Genomic DNA, 18,886 nt, shown 5'->3' with positions numbered 1-18,886 from the left:
CGAAATTCTGACGTTAGTGAAGAAAGCTATGAAAACCACTCTCACCCTGGCCGCTGCCAGTGTTAACACAGTGCCAATGGATCTGGAACACAATGTTGGTCTGATAAAACAGGCGATGGCTGCGGCTGTTGAAGCGGGCGCGGAGGTGTTATTGCTACCTGAGCTGTCACTCACCGGTTATGGCTGTGAGGACATGTTCTTTTGCAGCGAGTGGCTGGACGATGTTCAGGATGTGTTGATCACGCTGAGCGCAGAGGTTCCAGAGACGCTGATCACCAGTGTGGGTTTCCCGCTGTGTTACCCCGGTGGTCAGGTGTTTAATGCCGTGGCGCTCCTTGCAACAAATCGCATATTGGGGATTGCCTGTAAGCAGACATTGGCACGCTCAGGTATTCATTACGAATCACGTTGGTTTGCCCCCTGGCCTGCTGACCAATTCACCCAGATCCAATTGGGTGGCCAGATGGTGCCGGTGGGAGATCGGGTATTTGATATCGATGGTATCCGGTTTGGCTTTGAGATCTGCGAAGACAGCTGGGTTGCCGCCCGTCCGGGTCGTCGCCTGTATGACCGTCAAATCGATGTGCTGCTGAACCCCTCTGCCAGTCACTTTGCCCTGGGTAAACATGAAGTGCGTCGCCGTTTCGTTCAGGAAGGCTCCCGTGCGTTTGGCGTGGTGTGTGCTTACGCCAACCTGCAGGGTTGTGAGGCCGGACGTGCTGTGTATGACGGCGGCAATATGATCGCGTCTAACGGTGAGCTGGTGGCAGAGGCCGAGCGCCTGCAATTCTGCGAAGTTACCTTGATATCTGCAACGGTAGATCTGCTGGCAAATCGTTCCCAGCGTATTATCTCCAGTCAACTGCAGTCAGAGATGCAACAGGACGATGTGGTCGAAATCAAAGGATTGTTGACCCAGCGTGGCAACTTCAATATTGCCCCTGCCCTGTCTCAATATGCTGAGCTGGATGAACACGAAGCCGCGATCCGTACCGCGTCTCTGGGGATGTGGGACTGGATGCGCAAAACCTATACCCGCGGATATGCGGTAAGCCTCTCTGGTGGCGCAGACTCAGCCTTGTGTGCTTCTCTGGTGTATCTGTCCCATGCCTACGCAGCTTATGAACTGTCCGCCGAAAGTTATCAGCGGGCTCTGGCCAATGTCGGCCTTAAGTTGACCGTGCCAGAGGATAAAGCGGCACGACTGGCTTGGATAAAAAGTGACGTGCTACCTCAACTACTGACCACGGTTTATCAGGGCTCAGACAACAGCAGCGATACTACCGCCAATGCGGCTAAGGCAGTTGCTAACCAGCTGGGTGCCAAGTTTGTAAACTGGTCTATCTCTTCGCTGGTGGAAGAGTACTGCAGTCGAATCAGTGGTATGCCCAATGCAGAGCCTTTGAGCTGGGAGAAGGACGATCTGACACTGCAGAATATTCAGGCCAGGGTCCGCAGCCCGGGGATCTGGATGGTAGCCAACCGTGAGAACAAACTGCTGGTGGCAACCTCTAACCTGAGTGAAGCGTCGGTGGGTTATACCACCATGGACGGCGACACCAGCGGGGTACTCTCGCCCATCGGTGGTATCAGTAAGACCCGAGTGTTGAAACTCAATGCTTACCTCGAAACTCAAGGCGTGATCCTGCGTGGTGACAACGGTGATTCAGAGCGCCATCCGCTGCCGGCACTTCACGCCGTCAATAGCCAGAGGCCGACAGCCGAACTGCGTCCGGTAGAACAAACCGACGAAGCGGATTTGATGCCATTCCCGATCATGGATGAGATCCGCAAGTTGGGACAGGTGCAGTACCTCAGCCCGCAGGGCGTGCTAAATCGCTTAGCGGATAGCCCACTGACAGAGGGCGCAGATCGTACTCAGTTGATTGAGTGGATCCGTCGTTATTATCAGCTCTATTGCCGGAATCAGTGGAAGCGTGAACGTTTAGCTGTCGGTTTTCACATTGAATCAGACAGTGCCGACCCTAAATCTTATCGTCGCTTCCCAGTGCTTAATTCGCAGCTGAAACGCGAGTTGGCAAGCTTGTCCTAGACTCTCTTGTGAGGTATCTCGTTAGCTCAATTTCTTAAGGCGCCGTCAGGCGCCTTTTTTGTCTCTAAAATCATAAAATAAATTCGAAAATTCAACCGGCTACTATCACCAGGTTAACTATCCTTAGAGGTAACTTTCGCGGGTTCAATCGAGATTTGCTCAAACAGGGAGAGGCCGATGATCGAAGAGTTTATGACCTTTATGCAAAACCAGCCTGTGCTGGTTTTCTTTCTGGTATTGAGCCTGGGTTATGCCGTCGGGCGTATCCCATTGGGTGGCATTACGTTGGGACCCGCGGGCGGGGTATTGTTGGCCGGGCTGTTCTTTGGCCACCTTGGTTTCACCATGTACTCGGCTATCCAAACCATGGGTTTTGCCATCTTTATCTTTTGTGTGGGGTATCAGGCTGGGCCTAAATTTTTTGATGTGCTGATGACCGATGGCTTGAAATACCTGTCGTTGGCGTTGGTAATAGCAGCCACTGGTTTTGGATTGTCAGCGTTTCTCGCTGGGCTATTGGATTTTCAGCCCGGCATGGCCGCAGGCATGCTCGGTGGTGCCTTGACTACCACTCCCACTCTTGCCGCTGCACAGGATGCGGTTAGTTCCGGTATTGCTCCCGTTCCAGAAGGTTTTACCGAACAGCAGGTACTTACTAATATCGGTGCCGGTTACGCCCTGACCTACCTGTTTGGTCTGATAGGCCTGATCCTCTCTATCCGCCTTTTGCCCAAGTTTCTCGGTATTAATCTGGCTAAAGAAGCGGCAAAACTTACGGGGGGCAGTGATGAAGAACAGGGGGTTAATCTTGGCAAGATCACCCGACGCACCTATCGCATCACCAAAACCGAAGGTTTGGATAGAAATGTCGGTGATATCGAGATGTCTGCACCGGGCAAAATTAAGGTCGTGGCCATTCGTCGCAATGGCGAAGTCATCCCCGTTCTTCGAGATACGCTGTTTCAGGTCGGTGATGAAGTGCTGGTGTTGGGTGATGTGAAATTCCTGCTGGTGGAGACCAACGCCGTGGCTGAAGAGATCTCTGACGACGAAGGCCTGTCTGTGGCTATGTCGACGGTGAAAGTGGTGGTTTCTAACAAAGAAGTGGTGGGAGTCAAAGCCAAAGATCTACGTCCTGAGCAACATGTCGGCGCAATTCCTTTGTCCTTACATCGTCATCGCCAATCTTTGCCTTTATCTGGAGATCTGGAACTTCGACTTGGGGACGTTATCGATTTTTACGGACCAGAAGAGGCATTTGATCGTTTGGCTGAGCATGTGGGCCATGTAGAGCGAGAGATTGAAGACACTGATCTGCTTACTTTTGGTTTAGGGATCGCCGCGGGCATTATGCTGGGTACGCTGGCGATCACCATCGCTGGGGTCACCATTGGCCTGGGTATGGCCGGAGGCTTGTTGATAGTAGGTCTGCTAATCGGTTTTGTACGCTCTATTTGGCCGGTGTTTGGCCGTGTGCCTTCCGCTTCCCGTTGGGTGTTATCTGAGTTGGGGCTGATGATGTTTATGGCGGGGGTCGGGCTTAATGCTGGTGGCGGCATTGTTGATATCGTACAAACCGCCGGTATTAAGCTGATTGGGGCAGGTATTATCGTGACCCTTATTCCTGTGTTTATCGGCTATACCTTTAGCCGCAAAGTGCTCAACCTTAATCCGGCTGAAGCGTTTGGCGGTGTCACCGGGGCGATGACATCTGGGGCGGCTTTGAGTGTGGTGTGTGAAGCATCAAAGAGCTCGGTTCCTGCGCTTGGTTATACCGGTGCTTACGCCTTTGCCAATGTTATTTTGACCCTGGCGGGTACCCTGATGATGCTGATGTGACGATGTTTTGTTTACCACGTGAAAGGCGCCATTAGGCGCCTTTTTTGATTAGCTTATAGACGCTTGTTGTAGAAAACGGGGCAAATTTTTTTGTGATAATCCAATAAAATTTTAGGGAATCCCATAAACCTCACAAATACTAAAGTCCCTGATTGCACCAGTCTTGGTGCCGAGATAATTTACACCGGCCTTTTACTATTTTTTATATAAAAATTAGCTAGTTGCTGCTCACTTTCTATTCGAAACGTGAGTTTTTGCTGTTTGCGTACAGGAGAAGTCGCTGTGGCATATGATTTTGGGAGTCTCAAGCTTGGTATTAAGAACCCATTCAAGCTTGAAGGTTTAGTGAATACCCTGGCGGGTATTGCAATTGTGGGTATCGGTTTAGGTCCATTGTTAAGTGTGGCCAGTGTTATTCAGGAAGATAAAATACGCGCCTGGATTTACGCCTTGCTTGGGTTGTTTCTGCTGATCGTCGGTCTTCGCCGTGCCGGCATGGGATTGTTCCAGCTATTTCGCTTCTTCGTTGGACGTTCGGTACCGACCTCATTGTCTTACAACTGTAACCCCAGTGAGCAGGATAACGCTAAGGCAGAGCACAGATTTACCGCCTATAACGCCAAGCAGCTTGAATCTATGTTGATGGGCCGTAAGAACACCACCTTTGTCGAACCTCAAGGATGGTTAGCCCGCTTGCTGCACAGTCTGGTGCCAAAACTTATTACAGCGCCCTATCCGCTGCGTAACCTGGCACAGGAACTATTTACCGTGGTTGCGATGACAGCGACCGCTTTTATCGCATTTGGCATCGCGTCCTTTGTTTGTGCCACAGGTCTAGCTGGTGCGGCGGGTAACCTGATTATGCCGCTGATGTCGGTTATGCTGTTGGTGTACATCACTCTGGTGTGGCGCTCTACCGGTGGTCGCCTCAAAGATGGTCGTTTGGGTCGTCTGCAGGCGAAAGGCCCAGGCAGTTTGGCGCGTCTGTTGGCGTTCGCCATTCTGGTACCTGTACTGATTGGTTATGGCTATGGCCAACTGAATCTGCGTCCTGATGAAGCTGTGCTGTTCAACCAGATGATTGAGCTGGTGAGTTTTAATGCCTGGCCAAATCTGACCTATCTGTTAGTGATGGTTGCGGTGGTACTGGCTTCCACCATCCTGCTGTTTATTGAGCGTATGAAGCTGACTCAGGCTCATACCGACGTCAGTGAGTATCGCGATAACCTGCAGGAGTCGATTCATCCCAACGAGATCTTTATCAACACAGAATCGATTGTGTTGGCCAACCGTCGCTACCAGGAGATCCCTAACCGCAGCTATCAGGCGTTCGATCCTAAGCTGAACGAACAGAGCGAAGGCAAAGGTGCATTTGATGGTCAGCTCCTGATCGAAACTCAGCCCGAGTTTAAAGAGCTACCTCATTCTGCTTTGTTCAAGCTGTGCCGTACCGCCGCCACTATTGTTGGACAAACGCTGTTGGTGATCGGTTTGGCGACGTTTGCCTATGTGGTGATGAATGGTTACGACATCTATCTGTTGGCTGAAAACGTGTTTCAGAGCGACCTGATCCCGGCATTGCGGGGTGTTCGTGATGACGCAATGGCGCTGGAGATCGCTACGCCTATCCTGCTGCCTGTTACTGAAGAGATTGATAGCCTGATTGTGATGCTGTTCCTGAGTCTGGCTTCGACTGCGGCGGGCAATATTCTCGCTCGCGGTGCACATCTGTTCTGGGGTGAGATGCATTGGGATAGCTTGTTGATGTGGATGAAGATGGAAGGCACGTATACCGAGTCTAAAGTGTCGACTGGAATGTCTATCCACGACTCTACACGTTCTGAGAACGTCGTTGTGCGTAGCTCCATTACACCATGGATCATCAGCAGCCGTATCCGCACAACCTGCTTTGCGACCAGTGGCTCCAATAATCTGGAGATGCCACGTTATGTTCTTGATATGCAGAAGAATGATGCCGAGTTGAACGAGATTGTCGGAGAGATTAAAGACTTCCTCCGCGGTCGTGAAAACATCGCTTCCATCACCAATGAAAATGACTTGGCCAACGCTAAGAACATTTACGATGTGAATCAGGTCAGCAGAGCGCATCTGAGCGCGCCGCAAACGCCTGCGCCAGGTCAGCACAGTCTGGAAGAGCAAGCGGCACACCACCAGCGTCAGGAAGCGCTGGAAAAGAGTGATTAAGCAGCGTTGTTAGCTTAATTGAAAAAGGCCTCAACAGAGGCCTTTTTGTTGTTGTGCGAATGAGGATATTACAGGTCCGAAGACTTGAGCTCAGGCGGATTAGGCAGGTGCTTCATCCAGGCCGCGCTCTTCATCCATTTCGCCTGCATCAGTGTCAGCATGCCACTCTTTTCCAGGGTGTCGAAATAGTTGCTCAACACGTTGGCAAACTGTGGGTCATTCTTGTTAATCGCAATCCCCAACGGCTCCAGGTTAAATGGTGGCTCGGAAGTCACCAGGTTGTCTTCCGGGAACATGAGTTGCGCCATTATACAAACAGGCATATCTGCCACCATACCGTCGGCTTCACCGTTGCGCAGACTCTCAATGCCTTCGAGGTAGTGTTCAACCTCAATCAAACTCGACCTCTTCAGCTTTTCGCCAACAAAGGTTGCGCTGGTTGAGCCTTTCAGTGCCACAACACGATATTGGTTATCGTTTATATCATGGGGCTTAGCCAACTTCTCCAGTGTGGCCTTGGTGGTGAGTAACGATTTTCCGGATAACAGATAGGGGCCAACAAAGGTGAACTCTCTGCCCCTCTCAAGTGTAACGGCCATACCTGAAATCACCATATCAACCTCACCACTCTTCAGGGCAGGCAGCAGTTCGGCAAACGGCTTGCGCACAATAGAAAGTTTGACCCCCATGCCCTGGGCTAAGGTGCGCGCGATATCGACATCCAACCCCATCGCCACCCCCTCTTTGCTAATCACATTAAATGGCGGTTGCTCCGTGGTCATGCCTACACGGATGATCTGATCAGCAAGAATACGGTCTATTGCTGAGGTGGCAACGGGAGCAGTGGTTTGTGGGGTATCGTTATTGTTTGCGGTGGTACTGGCGCAACTGACAAGAAACGCCAATGCCAATCCCAAAGATAAGCAACGCTTGAATATCTTATTGATCATGGTTGAGCTTCCTTTGCAAAAGGTGGGAACGGGTTGTTATTGAAGGTTCTCCTACCGCATCTAAGCATAGGATATGATCGCTAAGATTCTTGGTTTTTAACGAGTTATGCGACCGAAAGCTTTTTGGTCAGTTCCTGCCAGGGTACCGGTTTACACAGATAGTAGCCCTGTGCACGATTACATCCTTTATCCCGCAGGTAGTTCAGCTGTGCTTTAGTTTCTACCCCTTCAGCCACAACTCGCAGTTTGTAGAGCTCGGCAAGGGAAAGAATGATGTCCACCATAGGCTGCTTCTTGGTTTTCTTCTCTCCCACCTGATTGGTGAACGAGCGGTCGATTTTCAAAGAATCAACCGGATAAGCTGCCAACTGGTTAAAAGCGGTATAGCCGGTACCAAAGTCATCTAATGACAGTGTCAGTCCCATCGATTTGAGATTATTCAGGGTCGTCAGGCTGGATTCATCATCGTTAGATAGGCTGGTTTCGGTCAGCTCAAGCTCCACCAGTGAGGTATCTATCTGATACTTTTCAAGCAAGCGGCGGACCTGCTCTGGATAGTGCTTGTTGTGTAGTTCTACCGCGGAAACATTGATTGAAAGGTAATATCCCGTAAATGCGGGATCATCTCTAACTTCATTGAGATTCTGCAGCGCCCGCTCCATCACCCAAAGATCTATCTGCTTAATTAAACCGGTTGACTCTGCAACGGGGATAAACTGGTCTGGATAGATCCCTATTTTTGCCAGTCGGGGACAACGAATCAGCGCTTCCGCGCCTACGGCTTGCAATGAGTCGATGTCGTAGATCGGCATAAACACCAGTTCGAACCCATCCTCTTCCAGCGCCAGACTTAGAGATTGTTCGATCTGCTGTTTTTGCGCCAGTTCCAGAGCTATTGCTTTGGTAAAGAACTGGTAACGGTTTTTACCCAAGGATTTTGCCCGATACATGGCGGCATCGGCGTGTTTCAGTAACTGCTGAGCGTGCAATCCATCTTGAGGAACCATCGCAATGCCTATGCTGGCCTGTACGTTATGAATGGTGCCTTCCACTTCTATGCCGCCCTCGAACATTTCTAAGATGCGTTGGGCCACCGTTGCTGCTGATTGCGGGCCTTGAACACTGCTAAGCAGTACTGCAAATTCATCGCCAGCCAGTCTGGCCAGGGCTTTAGTGTGCATGGAGGCGGCGAGATCCGTTGGCCGTATTGAGGTAATAAGGCGTTCACTGAACACCTTGAGCAATTTGTCTCCCACCTCATGACCATAATGGTCATTCACCTGTTTGAAGTTATCAAGGTCAATAAACAGTAATGCCATGGGCTGCTGGGTTTTCTCAAACCGTTGCAGTTGGCGTTCCAGCCACAACTGGAAACTATACCGGTTCGCCAGACCGGTTAAGGTGTCATTGGTTGCCAGGTGTTGAACGTCATCCAACAGTTCAATGTAGGCATTATTCAGCTCAGAGACTTCGTCACTGCTGTCTTTGTGTTCCAGAGAGATATTGTTCTCGGCCCTTGAAGCCTGGATCTGCTCGATCAGGCTGTTAATAGGTTTTATCACCTGTTTGTTGATCAGCCCCCTGAGTACAACAAACGAAACCAGAGTCATTGTCAGTACTAAGCCTGTCAGCACCAGAGTCAGGTTGCCCATCAATGGCGCATTGGCTTTGTAAGGCAGTGTCAGCGCGAGTTTGAACTGCGAGGTGCGAAGTTGAAACAGGTACTGACCATAAGGACCTCTGCCAGAGGACACCAATGGTGTGGATGCTTTGGTATCTTTGACCTGGCTTGTCCAATTAATTTTTATCTCGTCAGGTGATAATTGATAGCTCTCCATCAGCTTTTCGCGCAGTGCTGACAGTTTATTTACTGCGCCTCCCAGCAATAGCAGGTTATGCTTTTGTTTGGGTATTCTGGATAGATCTTCCAATAGCAGTTTGGGCGAAAATGGCTGCAGCAGACCAAACCTCAACTTCGATTGAGCGTCCATGTAGATAAATTGCTGTGCTGTTAAGTCGTCATCGTTTGAGTTGCGCTGATACTGATAACGGTTGAACACATAATCGGGAAATGGCAGCAGTACCGGGTCACTGAATGGGTCGTCATTATCACTGTTAGCGATCAGTATGTTGAGGTCTTGGTCCAGCAGTTGTACCTGCTCGATCTGTTGCGAGTTTTGGCGGGCGCTGGCAAGTAGCTTGCGCATACGGATCTCAAACGCATAGGCTTGAAATTGCGGGTTTGCGCTATTAAGAAACCTCACTAATTCTGCACTATTCAGGATCTCGTTGGCGGTGGCTCGGTTGCGCTGAAGTGTCTGTTCTATTTCCTCCGCGAAAAAGTGCAACTCTCGGGTGACGGACGAAGCCAGAACCTTTGCGCTGTGATTGGCAAAAAACAGGTACGCCAACACGCTGGCAAAGCTCAGCACTCCCAAAATGATCGGAACCAGAATAAAGTTAACGCGGTTAATCAGTTTCACTGTCGGGATACTACTCCAGGCTACCTATCATGCGTTCTCTTATCCTCATCGCTTTTGGCTCCAGCCGTCTGTAAAGGCTGCTTTTTTCCAAAATTTTCTGATTTGGGAAAAGCGCCTGGTCACTTCGGTACTCTTCACTGGTGAGCTTTAGGGCGGCATTGCTTGGTGTCGCAAACCAAATCGTTTCGGCATTTTTTGCGGCAACCTCAGGCCGTGAGATAAACCTTAAAAAAGCCTGTGTAGCGGCATTCAACGGTTTACCCGTCGGTGCTGCTAGACACTCAGCCCATAGCAATGTGCCCTCTTCTGGCACCACATATACCCAGTCACTCTGCCCCGTCTCTTCCTGCATTACATATTGATCATCGGAGTAACCCAGCGACATCGTCATCTGGCTCTTGGCTTTCATTCTTAGCGCATAGCCGTAGCCATACTCCTTCGCCAAAAGGTATTTTTGTTGTTCTTTCAGTAGGCTATACGCTTTTTTCAGCGTTTTTTTATCGTCCGTAAACGGATCTTCTTTAATTGCCAATAAGGCCGAAGAGGGAGCGTCCAGTACATCCATATACATCACTACCTTGCCCTGATGCTCTTTAGGGGGGGTGAATAGCTGCTGCCAGGAGGTGATAGGGGTATCTGAAACTGAGGTGCGGTAGACAATGCCGACCGTGCCCCAGCTATAGGGCAAACCATACTGACCACAAAGCGCAGACCAGCGTGGGTCAAAGTCGTCTTTTAGCTCTGCGTTAATCTCATCAAGTGAATGAAAAAAGCCCTGCTCTGCCATCAGTTGTAGAGAGGCGCCATGCATCATAATCAGGTCATAGGCTTCCCCTCTGCCACTGGTGATCACACTATCCCTGATCTCTTCATCATCGAAGTATGTCTGGGATATTTTATGCCCTGTCTCTTTGGTGAATTGAGCAATAACCTCGGGCGCCAGATACTCCTCCCAAGTGTAGAGCTGCACCGTATCTGCCCAGCTTTGGAAACAAGCAAATAAGCAAGTGGTTGCCAAAGCACAGTGGTGTCTCATAGGGCTATAGTTCCGAGCTGGGTTGGATCTATTCATCAGTATAGTTGCGCCACAAATAGCAGGCTGATTTCACAGCAAAACCCGCATTTGGATCACGGCTTTTGGGTTAAAGGCGAATATTTGGGATAATGGACAAATATCAACGCCAACGATTGATCTGCAATGAGACTCGATAAATACCTCAGCACCTTCGCTGACCTCACCCGTTCCCAGGCAAAACGCGCCCTTAAAAACGGCGAAGTGGAGTGTGATGGTGAGCTGATTAAAGACCCCAGCTTTAAAGTGACTGCCGATCACCATATCAGTCTGGTAGGCATGCCGCTGGAGCCAGTGGGTGAGCGCTATATTATGTTGCATAAGCCCGAAGAGAGTGTTTGCAGCCATGTCGATGATGGCTACATGTCGATTTTCTCGCTGATGGAACTGCCGCGGCCGGACAAGCTTCATGTGGCCGGTCGCTTAGATGCTGATACTACCGGGTTAGTGCTTATCACCAGTGATGGTCAGTGGTCCCACGCGCTGACTTCGCCCCGTCGACACTGCAGCAAGCGTTATCGGGTTTGGTTGGCTGATCCCATCACCGATGGAGCTATTTCGCAGCTTGAGCAAGGCGTTGAACTGCACGGCGAAGATAAACCCACTCAGCCCGCTCAGGTTGAACAGGTATCTGATACCGAGATCCTGCTAACCATTAGTGAAGGTAAATATCATCAGGTCAAACGCATGCTCGCTGCGGTGGGCAATAAGGTCGCAGCCTTGCATCGAGAATCGATGGGCGATATCGAACTGGATGAAGATCTAGAACCCGGAGATTGGCGTTATTTAACCGAAGATGAGATCGCTTCTGTGGATAAACGCTAGTCTCCAAGGCTTCCATTATCGACTCAACTGATCACCCCCGAGTATATGAAGATGCCAAGACAGGTAACCTACAAGTTTAAAAAACAGGTCAAAGTGATCCCTTTTGCGTTTGACAAGTTCAACGACCCCTATGAAGCGGTTGCCGCTGCAGAGGGGATCGACATTCGCGATTTTCTGATGATGGAGCAGCAGGTCGCCAGTACCACCCGTGAAAAGTCGGCGTTGCGAGACTTTCGGATCAAAAGCTTCGCCAAGTGGGGCATCACTGACGTCGCTTTTGTCCGGGATGAAGAAAGCTAGCAACCAGGAGTGACTGTTTTGGTTACTGCTTAAACCTTTCTGTTCTAACAGTTGGAAAACGAGTCACCAATGCTGAGCTAGCATTAAAAGTAACTCAGTTGCATCGAGATTGATGCCATGCCAATCGGTTCTGTTAACGCCAGTGTCCCTCAGTTGTCGAATGTGCCTGCTTCAACCACATCAGCCACACTCAACAACACACAATCGCAGCCATCTCAGGAGGCGGCCAGGCGCGAACAGGTCGAACGGATAGCCGAACTGGAAGAGCAAAGACGTGCAGCGGGAAATCCCGAAATACAGGATGCGCTCGAAGAGCCGCAGGCCACACAAGCGTCTGATCAGTCCCGTTTGGAAGCTCAAGCCATCGAGCAAACTGAGTCAGTTGACAGGGCAGACCCGAGCGACATCACCGACAGTCGACGAGCAGCAGGCGCTGACTCGGAACAAGCGAATGTGGCGGCTCAGCCACGGATAGATGTCTTCGTCTAGCCTTGCCGTACCTACACCCCTTTAAATTGAAAGGCCACTTGTGTGGCCTTTCGCTCGTTTATGCCCACGACTTATCCTGAAACTAAAACTCGCCTGCCCCTTCTAATGCCAGCAAGAATCGTTTTCTGGGTAACCCGCCACCGTATCCGGTAAGCGAACCATCTGCGCCAATCACTCGGTGGCAAGGCACCACTATCGCCAGCATATTATCGCCATTTGCCTTAGCGACTGCGCGGGTGGCGGTGGGCTGGCCGATGGCTGCAGCCTGTTCACTGTAACTGCGAGTGGTGCCACTGGGTATGGTCATTAATTGTTGCCAAACCCGTTGTTGAAAAGGAGTGCCATTCATTACCAGTGGCAGTTCGAAGGTTTTTCTATCACCTGCAAAGTATTGGTCCAGCTGCAGTTTTAGTTGGTCAAAGTGAGGATGTTGGCCGGGCGCAAACAGCGCATTCATTCGTTTGGTCAGACGTTTGAGTTGGGTTGCCAGCATCCAGCGGTCAATAAACTCCAGTAAGCAGATCCCCTGATCACAGGCGCCAGCCAGGAGTGGTCCTATCGGTGTTGAGATGCGGGTTAAGGTGATCAGTGTTTTTTCACCACTTTTGGTCGGTGGCAAGTCGAACTGCTGTTTGAATGCATGCTGAAAACCGCTCAGAGATTCGTACCCCAGAGAGAACGCTGTGTCGATGACAGAAGCGGCTTTGTTGTCATCATAATTCAGCTGTCCCAGCGCCTGGCCCATCTTGGTTGCCCGTTGATACGCCTGAAAGCTCATCTGGTGATGTTTTTGAAACCAGCGGCGCACACGCTCAGGCGCTAGCCCCATCTCTCGCAGATCCTGATCTTTAATCCGCTCACCAGGCTCTCGCTCTAATCTGGTTAACAGCGGTTGGATCCAATTCGGTGGTGTATCAGACGGCACTAAAGGCTGGCAGATCTTACAGGGGCGAAACCCACTTTTTGCAGCAGTGGCTGCGTCAGGAAAGAAAGAGATGTTTTCCTTTTTTGGTGTTTTAGCCCGGCAGCCGGGGCGACAGAAGATACCCGTGGTTTTTACGCCGATAATGAACTGGCCTTCATAGCGAGTATCGCGATCGCAGATCGCTTGGTACATCTCCTGTTCCGACAGGTTGAGCGAGGGTAAGGCGTCCATTGTTGATTCTCTTGCCGGGTAGCTTTGAAGGCACTCTAGTGTAATGGGAAGTGATCCGATACCGAAAACTGAACAACTAATTTTCGCCTCTGTTTAATTCAGTGTAAAACCAGCTGATTAATCGGAAGTTCAACTGACAGAAACCCTATGCAGGCAAAAACCAAAGCTTTTATTCGCAGACTCCATAAATGGTTGGGCCTTGCTGTCGGCGTGCAGGTGATGCTTTGGATGCTGAGCGGCGTGTATATGAGCCTGGTGCCTATCGAAACGGTCAGGGGGAGAGATATGGCGTCGGCTGGTGTACCCCACTTATCAGAGTTGCCTAATACTTTGTTTCATGTGGAACAATTGTTGAAAAAGCATGCGCTTTCAACACCAAATAAAGTCGAGTTGGTGAAGTGGCAACATAGTTGGGTGTATCGCTGGTTTGGCGATGACCAGGCGCTGATGTTTGATGCACAAAACGGCGAGCTGCTTTCGCCGCTTACCTCGGAATCAATTAAGGCGATTGCGTTGGCTGACTACGCGGGTGAGGGGCAATTGATACATACCGTGTTGTTAACCGAGTTACCATGGGAGGTGGCTAGTCGAGCAAAGCCGTTATGGCAGGCGACCTTCGATGATCTGCGTGGTACGCGCCTCTATATCGACCCTGACTTGGGTACCGTGGTTGCAAGGCGAAATACCCAATGGCGTATCTTTGATCTGCTGTGGCGGCTCCATATCATGGATTACACCGAGGGAGAGGATTTCAATAACCCTCTACTTATCAGTTTTGCACTCACCTCATTGTTGTTCGCCTTCAGTGGATTAATGCTGGTGGTGATCAGCTTCCATCGCCGAAATTTTGGTTTGAAACCCCGTGTTCGTTGAGTTCGGCGTCTGGTTCGAGAAAATCTCAGAAATGCTGGGTTTATTAATACAGACCAAGTTACTCAGGTACTACACTGGGAGTGTATTAGACATTCATGGGGAGTCGAGTGTCTGAAAATGACGCCCGCTTGGCGACGGAAAAAGTACGTCAGCTTTACACCTATTATCGTTACTCTATCCCGGTCAATGTCGCCATTGGCATTGCCTGGGTAATAGTCTTGTATGGCTATATTCCGCTGGAGCAACTGATCAGCTGGTTTTTACTGGTGGTCGGTGTGGTTGTTGCGCGTGTTCTCCACGGCCGTCGGCGTTTTTTGCAGGAGTTTCGGCTTTCCTCACAGCGATTGGAATATGAGTTTTCAGTTGGCGCCTGTGCGATGGGCATTCTCTGGGGGGTGGCTGGTTACCTGTTTGTGCCTGCCGTGCCCGAGTTTTATCAGGCGTTTTTAGTCGTGACAGCCTTCGGTTTGGTCAGTGGTGGATTTGTTTCCATGATCACCTCCCGCCTGGCCTACTACTGTTTTGGCTTCCCCCTCGTTATCCCCCCTTTAGTCGCGTTGGGAGCCGGACGACCAGAGATGGTCACACCCGCCGTTGCATTGGCTACGTTTGTCTGTTTCTTTATGTTTTCCACCTATCCTAGACTGGCACGTAATGTTGAAGATGGCATTCGCAGCAATATTCAGAATGAATTGCTTGTTGAAGAGTTAAGCCGCGCCAACGAACAGATTATCGCCCTCTCCTTGCTCGATCCGCTGACCAATATTGGCAATCGCCGGGCTTTTGATAATCACCTGGATGAACAGTGGCGTATCGCCGCTCGCCATCAGGATCTGCTGGGTATGGTGATTATCGATATCGATTTCTTTAAGGACTATAACGATAACCTTGGCCATCCCCAGGGTGACACTTGCTTGCAGAAGGTCGCTGGTGGCATCGCGCGTTTCAGCCGTCGCCCAGCAGATCTGGCTGCACGCTATGGTGGTGAAGAGTTTGCGTTGCTTTTGCCGGATACATCGATGGAAGGTGCAGCATTGGTCGCGGAAGAGTTACGACAACATATCGAGTCGATGGCTGAGCCTCATCCAACATCTAAAATCGTCACGGTCAGTGTGGGGGTTGCTGTCGCCAAGGTGAATAATCAGCTTGCACCAGAGAAATTGATTCAAGCTGCTGACGATGCGCTATATCGGGCAAAAGCCAATGGCAGAAATAGGGTAGAATCTGCATCAACACTCGTTGAATTGGATAATCAAGATGAACGATCACCGCATCAGTGAACTGCTGGAACTACTTGAACCCTATTGGAAGAAACAGGGCAATCTGAATCTGACAGAGTTGCTGGCACAGATTGGTGAAGCTTCGGGTCATCAGGGTGGGTTGGAAACGCTGACCGATGACGTTGTCTTCTACCACCTGAAGATGAAAGCCTCGGGTGAACGCGAAATGATTCCTGGCATTGCCAAAGACTGTGAAGATGACTTCAAAACTGCCCTGCTCAAGGCGCGCGGTATCATCAAAGACTAACCGCTAAGCTCTTCACTTAAGTCAGCCTCTGAGTGCACTTTTGTCCAGGGGCTGTCATCTGACATTACCCGATTTCTTCCCAAGGTTTTTGCTTGATATAACGCAGTATCGGCACGTCGATATAGCTCGGTCTCAGGCATGCCGTGTTGGTAAGCAGTGACACCAATACTGACTGTGACCTGAGGCTCATCCATCATATGCGCGATTGCCTGACGCAGTCGCTCACTGACGGTAATGGCTGCCGACAGATCGGTATGCGGCATTAATATTGCGAACTCTTCGCCACCCAAGCGCGCCAACATATCGGTTTCTCTAAGTAGTGGAGTCACTGCTTTGGTAAAGCTTTGCAGTACCCGATCACCGACGTCATGGCCATAGCGGTCGTTAATGGCTTTGAAGTGATCCAGGTCGGCGATAGCCAGGCAGAATCCTCCTTCATGATAACGACCAGCGATCTTGGTGAGTCGATTTAACTCCTCATCGAAGCGGCGGCGATTACTAATGCCTGTCAGGGGATCTGTGCTTGATAGGCGGAGCAGCTCCTTTTCCATCTTTTTGCGTTCGGTTATGTCGATAAAGTTGGCGACATAAAAGTCGACGTTGTTTTTATTCTTGCGACAGACTGAGCTGACTTCCATCCACACACTCAAGGTCTGGCCATTTAGGCTGAGGCATTGCATTTCGCCCTGCCACTGCCCGTATAGCTGTACGCTTTCCTTAATCTTTTGTTCTACCTGTTCGATAGGCTGATCTTTCGCACTGAAAAAGTCGACCTTGCGACCAGTCAGACGGTTGCCCTGATAGCCGGTCAGTCGTTCGAACGCACGATTAACACCCACTATCTTGCCCTTGTTATCTGTCAGCACCACCGCTGACATACGGCTAACCGCCGACAGCATTAGTTTTTGTAGCTGAAACTGCGCCAGCCAGCGTTGTAATACCAGGCCAATCAGTATGCTGATAAGCAGGATCAGTGCGGCCCTAACCTGCCATGCCATTTCGAGGGAGCGCATCTGTTCCTGGGTCGCTGAAAGTATCTCATCGTTATTGATATGGGTGATCACCAACAGGTGATCCGTTTCTTTATTCAGCACCCGTGTTGGGCTATCCAGCTTTATCCAGCGGTAACTGACCACACCGTGGTCGCGATTCACCACGCCTTCACTTTTATCTATGGTCGTAGCCCAAAGCCCGGGCTGAAGCACTTTGAGGGTTTTGGATTCTCTGTGACTGAGTACATGGCCAAAATTCAGGTTGGGGTCGTTGGCACGAATGTAATGACCCATATGTGTGGTCAGTTCAATAGAGAAGTGATTGAGTTGCTCCTGCTGATCAATCAGCGACATAATTTCGGCCATATCCAGATTAAACAGTACGTAGCCCTGACGCTCTCCGCCAACGACCACTGGCGTAAGTACGCGACCTGCCAATGTCAGCGGCTCGATCAGTTCACCATGCTCCTGCTCCAGGTCAAATGCGATGACCGCGACCTCATGATCAGCCGTGGTTTTTGCCAGCTTCATATAGGAACGATGCCCTTTAAACTGGAGCTGTTCTGCGGTGCTGGCTTGTTTGGTTCGGGTCGAGTAGTTAACGCGGATCTGCTCATGCCCCTCGAGATCGATAAAACGGATCTGTGTATACAGGCCGGAGTTCTCAGCCAATAGCGACCACTGGTGTTCAACGATATGCCGGCTGCGTGGATCCCGAGCCATCGCATATTGAACCAGAGGGTCGCTCTCTGCGAGCAGGCGAATACTGTCTTCAATATGTTGAAATTTTTGTTGCAGGATCTTTTCCAGTAACAGCTGCCCCTTAAGGGCTGTCTGAGTCATGATTTGGGTGCGGTGTTCCAGAATACGGTCGCGTTGGGCGTGGTAGTTATAAAGAGAGATGCATGACAATACGCCCAGAATGACCAATACCAAGGGCCATAGATAGGGGGCAAAGGCTTTGCTTTGCGTGGTTAACCAGGGGTTTTTGTTCTTGCGCATCTTCTCGCCAGCAGCAATAAAAAGGGTATTTTGGATACAGATTTTAGTGGCTGGTAGTTGGTCGCAAAATAGCCATTACTGAATGTGTTTATTCAATAATTGAATGACTAAGGGTGAGTTACTTTAAAGTGTTTTACGATCGCCTCAATAAAAACGCGCTCTTTTTGCGGTTGATATTGGCGGCCGCGGTAGATGATATAGAGCGTTTGATGTGGTGCAAAATCCTGTTCAAACAGGCGTACAAGCTTGCCAGACTCTATCTCCTCAACAACTTGCGTCTCCCCAAGCCATATTGCGCCCAGACCGTTAATGCCACCCAAAATCGCCAGATACCCCATATCGACCGTAATGGCGCCAGCAACTTCCAGTGGAAAGGTCTGGTCCCCCTCAACAAAAAACCAGGACTCAGGCTGACCTTGCGCAAAGGCGAGTTGAATACAGGGAACACCCAGCAGGTCGCGAGGGTGATTGAATGGGCCATATTGTTGAACAAACTCAGGGGAAGCAAAAAAGTTTCTGGCGATCTGACATAGCGGTCTTGCCACCAGGCTCTCATCCTTGGGTAGCGACAGATGGATGCGCACATCTGCCGTCAGCTCTTTATCCCCCTCGCTGGGCCTAATGGTATTAATACCCAGCGATATTTCCGGGTACTTGGCTGAAAACTCGGTTTCAAATTTCGACAGAACTGTTGAGGCAATGCCAGGTAAGGTTTCCAATTGAAGATGACCGCTGGGTTTGCTTCGGCTGCCTTCTGCAAACAGCATCGCATTCTGGTGAGCGGCTTGAATACGTTTGGCGTGATCAAGAAAGGAGTGGCCGAACTCCGTCAGTTTTACCTGCCTTTGTTTTCTATCCAGCAGACGTAACCCCAGCTCGTCTTCCAGCAGTTTAATCTGTCGGCTGACGGTGGGCTGTGGTCTCTCGAGCTTGTCTGCCACGGCAGTGAAACTGCCCATTTCCGAAAGTGCGAGAAACAACTCAATCTGTTCTATGCGAATTGGCATAACTTATTGGATATACGACCAATTTGTTAAGCCTAGTTTATTCCTACAACATATCCATTTTTTGAATGGAAAATAAAAGCTCGGGGGTTACCCGAGCCTAATACTTACTCCGT

Annotated in this window: 15 protein-coding genes; 9 read left to right on the top strand and 6 right to left on the bottom strand. The window is 50.3% G+C overall.

The window, feature by feature from the left end; translation table 11 throughout:
• The first annotated feature begins 28 nt into the window (after positions 1-28).
• From nadE to ABEA14_RS15715, 3 genes are all read left to right on the top strand, one after another.
• Positions 29-2,053 carry an NAD(+) synthase gene (gene nadE / locus ABEA14_RS15725; RefSeq protein WP_345341204.1) on the top strand — a complete coding sequence of 675 codons (2,025 nt, stop codon included), beginning with the start codon at positions 29-31 and terminating at the stop codon, positions 2,051-2,053.
• Positions 2,054-2,230: 177 nt separating this feature from the next.
• Positions 2,231-3,892, top strand: coding sequence for an aspartate:alanine exchanger family transporter (locus ABEA14_RS15720; protein WP_345341202.1), 1,662 nt, complete (start codon positions 2,231-2,233; stop codon positions 3,890-3,892).
• A 282-nt stretch (positions 3,893-4,174) separates the two neighbouring features.
• Positions 4,175-6,097 (top strand): hypothetical protein, encoded by a 1,923-nt coding sequence (locus ABEA14_RS15715; protein ID WP_345341200.1) that lies wholly within the window; start codon positions 4,175-4,177, stop codon positions 6,095-6,097.
• 68 nt (positions 6,098-6,165) lie between these two features.
• Here ABEA14_RS15715 and ABEA14_RS15710 read toward each other — a convergent pair whose 3' ends face one another.
• The 3 genes from ABEA14_RS15710 to ABEA14_RS15700 all read right to left on the bottom strand — a co-directional run bounded on the left by ABEA14_RS15710 (position 6,166) and on the right by ABEA14_RS15700 (position 10,500).
• On the bottom strand, positions 6,166-7,047 hold the full coding sequence (locus ABEA14_RS15710) for a transporter substrate-binding domain-containing protein (protein ID WP_345341198.1): 882 nt from the start codon (positions 7,045-7,047) through the stop codon (positions 6,166-6,168).
• 104 nt (positions 7,048-7,151) lie between these two features.
• Positions 7,152-9,530 (bottom strand): putative bifunctional diguanylate cyclase/phosphodiesterase, encoded by a 2,379-nt coding sequence (locus ABEA14_RS15705; protein WP_345341196.1) that lies wholly within the window; start codon positions 9,528-9,530, stop codon positions 7,152-7,154.
• A gap of 10 nt (positions 9,531-9,540) precedes the next feature.
• Positions 9,541-10,500: a polyamine ABC transporter substrate-binding protein gene (locus tag ABEA14_RS15700; RefSeq protein ID WP_345341193.1), complete on the bottom strand. Its 960-nt coding sequence runs from the start codon at positions 10,498-10,500 to the stop codon at positions 9,541-9,543.
• Positions 10,501-10,728: 228 nt separating this feature from the next.
• Between ABEA14_RS15700 and rsuA the strand changes: the two genes are divergently transcribed.
• The 3 genes from rsuA (at position 10,729) to ABEA14_RS15685 (ending at position 12,216) form a co-directional block, all read left to right on the top strand.
• Positions 10,729-11,427, top strand: coding sequence for a 16S rRNA pseudouridine(516) synthase RsuA (rsuA, locus tag ABEA14_RS15695; protein WP_345341191.1), 699 nt, complete (start codon positions 10,729-10,731; stop codon positions 11,425-11,427).
• A 51-nt stretch (positions 11,428-11,478) separates the two neighbouring features.
• Positions 11,479-11,727 carry a DUF2960 family protein gene (locus tag ABEA14_RS15690; protein ID WP_345341189.1) on the top strand — a complete coding sequence of 83 codons (249 nt, stop codon included), beginning with the start codon at positions 11,479-11,481 and terminating at the stop codon, positions 11,725-11,727.
• A 117-nt stretch (positions 11,728-11,844) separates the two neighbouring features.
• Positions 11,845-12,216 (top strand): hypothetical protein, encoded by a 372-nt coding sequence (locus ABEA14_RS15685; RefSeq protein WP_345341187.1) that lies wholly within the window; start codon positions 11,845-11,847, stop codon positions 12,214-12,216.
• An 82-nt stretch (positions 12,217-12,298) separates the two neighbouring features.
• Here ABEA14_RS15685 and ABEA14_RS15680 read toward each other — a convergent pair whose 3' ends face one another.
• Positions 12,299-13,372: a bifunctional transcriptional activator/DNA repair enzyme AdaA gene (locus ABEA14_RS15680; RefSeq protein WP_345341185.1), complete on the bottom strand. Its 1,074-nt coding sequence runs from the start codon at positions 13,370-13,372 to the stop codon at positions 12,299-12,301.
• Between the two features lie 147 nt (positions 13,373-13,519).
• On the opposite strand from ABEA14_RS15680, the gene ABEA14_RS15675 reads away from it, so the two are divergent.
• From ABEA14_RS15675 to ABEA14_RS15665, 3 genes are all read left to right on the top strand, one after another.
• Positions 13,520-14,245: a hypothetical protein gene (locus ABEA14_RS15675; RefSeq protein WP_345341183.1), complete on the top strand. Its 726-nt coding sequence runs from the start codon at positions 13,520-13,522 to the stop codon at positions 14,243-14,245.
• A gap of 107 nt (positions 14,246-14,352) precedes the next feature.
• Complete coding sequence (locus ABEA14_RS15670) at positions 14,353-15,525, top strand: GGDEF domain-containing protein (RefSeq protein WP_345341181.1); 1,173 nt, start codon at positions 14,353-14,355, stop codon at positions 15,523-15,525.
• Positions 15,503-15,772 carry a YihD family protein gene (locus ABEA14_RS15665; protein ID WP_345341179.1) on the top strand — a complete coding sequence of 90 codons (270 nt, stop codon included), beginning with the start codon at positions 15,503-15,505 and terminating at the stop codon, positions 15,770-15,772. The genes ABEA14_RS15670 and ABEA14_RS15665 overlap by 23 nt, the downstream gene beginning before the upstream one ends.
• Here the strand turns inward: ABEA14_RS15665 and ABEA14_RS15660 are convergent.
• Both ABEA14_RS15660 and ABEA14_RS15655 read right to left on the bottom strand, forming a co-directional pair.
• Complete coding sequence (locus ABEA14_RS15660; protein WP_345341177.1) at positions 15,769-17,766, bottom strand: sensor domain-containing diguanylate cyclase; 1,998 nt, start codon at positions 17,764-17,766, stop codon at positions 15,769-15,771. The two genes, ABEA14_RS15665 and ABEA14_RS15660, sit on opposite strands and share 4 nt — an antisense overlap.
• Positions 17,767-17,873: 107 nt before the next feature.
• Positions 17,874-18,773 carry a LysR family transcriptional regulator gene (locus ABEA14_RS15655; protein WP_345341175.1) on the bottom strand — a complete coding sequence of 300 codons (900 nt, stop codon included), beginning with the start codon at positions 18,771-18,773 and terminating at the stop codon, positions 17,874-17,876.
• Positions 18,774-18,886: the final 113 nt, after the last annotated feature.

Source organism: Corallincola platygyrae, assembly GCF_039544265.1.
GTDB classification, from domain to species: Bacteria; Pseudomonadota; Gammaproteobacteria; order Enterobacterales; family Neiellaceae; genus Corallincola; species Corallincola platygyrae.
The sequence above is the reverse complement of the archived record's forward strand: the minus strand, read 5'-3'. Positions and strand labels throughout refer to the sequence as shown.